Raw genomic sequence first — 1323 nt, 5'->3', positions numbered from 1 at the left:
CCACAGTGGGTTTGCTGTCAGGCAACCCGAGCTAAGGAGCCATCCGCCATGCAGATTACCACCGTGGGCCTTGATCTGGCCAAGCGCATTTTTCAAGTTCACGCCGTCGACGCGTCTGGAGACGTTGTTGTTCGCAAGGCACTGCGCCGATCGCAAGTTCTGCCGTTCTTCACCAAGTTGCCGCCCTGCCTGATCGGCATGGAGGCGTGCGGCACATCGCATCATTGGGCTCGAGAGTTGACGGAGCTCGGCCATGAAGTCCGCCTGATGCCACCGTCCTACGTGAAGCCCTATGTGAAGCGCGGAAAGAATGATGCGGTGGACGCGGAAGCGATTTGCGAAGCGGTGACACGCCCGACCATGCGTTTCGTCGTGATGAAGTCAGCCGAGCAGCAAGCGGCCCTATCGCTTCACCGCACCCGTAATCTTCTGGTCAAGCAGCGTACGCAACTGGTGAATATGATCCGCGGCCTGTTGGCCGAGTTCGGCATCGATATTCCCGAAGGTTTGGAGCGGGCGCTTAAGCTGGCGCGCCAGATAGCCGCGAAGAAATCCACATTGGACGTACCGGCCATGGCACTGCAGATTCTGTGTCTCCTGTGCGAGCAGGTGCTCGACACCCATGCCCGGCTCCAGACCATCGACCGGTCGATCCTTGCCCAGCAAAGAACGAATGAAATGGCACGGCGTCTATCGACCATACCTGGCATTGGCCCGATCGGTGCCACTGCGTTGGCGGCCTCGGTTGCTGATCCGGGTCAGTTCCGCTCGGGTCGAGAGTTTGCCGCCTGGCTCGGGCTGACACCTTCGCAAAACTCGAGCGGCGGAAAGGACCGTCTCGGGCACATCACCAAGATGGGCGATCGGTACCTGAGAAAGCTCCTTGTGATCGGCGCGACCTCTCTGATCCGACGGGCAAGGCGTAAGCCCGAGGCTGCGGATCCGCGCCTCCTCGCGTTGCTCGCCAGGAAGCCGGCGCGCGTGGCGAGCGTAGCCATGGCAAACAAGATGGCCCGCGTGGTGTGGGCTATCATGACGCGCGGCGAAACCTATCAAGCGCGTCATGCTCCGAACCTTGCAGCGTAAGTTGCGCAGAAGACGAGACACTGAAGCAGAAATCAGATCGAGCCGATCAATCGGCTCTATGAGGTTGTAAGAGCGACGCGATGTGATGGCGAGACCGGTCAGGCCGGGAACAGGGATAACCCATGCGATGTCGGAGGCATCATAGCCTGCAAAGCAGATTGGGACCTTGTTCGCCGACCCCATCAGGGCCAGCAGCTTCGAACGGCTGCATGAACAGGCCGGACAGAAGACTGCACC

General features: G+C 60.3%; 1 protein-coding gene. It reads left to right on the top strand.

The window, feature by feature from the left end; all coding sequences use genetic code 11:
- The first annotated feature begins 48 nt into the window (after window positions 1-48).
- Window positions 49-1086 carry an IS110 family transposase gene (locus tag ACFX5Q_RS34750; RefSeq protein WP_123170113.1) on the top strand — a complete coding sequence of 346 codons (1038 nt, stop codon included), beginning with the start codon at window positions 49-51 and terminating at the stop codon, window positions 1084-1086.
- Window positions 1087-1323: the final 237 nt, after the last annotated feature.

Origin of the sequence: Mesorhizobium sp. IMUNJ 23033, assembly GCF_044778005.1 — a bacterium.
GTDB classification, from domain to species: domain Bacteria; phylum Pseudomonadota; class Alphaproteobacteria; order Rhizobiales; family Rhizobiaceae; genus Mesorhizobium; species Mesorhizobium amorphae_A.
Note: the sequence above shows the minus strand (reverse complement) of the source record. Positions and strands in the feature narration are given on the sequence as shown.

Excerpts from the sequence above, each read along its gene's own strand:
- ACFX5Q_RS34750 (WP_123170113.1), top strand. The coding sequence starts at position 49 with ATGCAGATTACCACCGTGGGCCTTGATCTGGCCAAGCGCATTTTTCAA.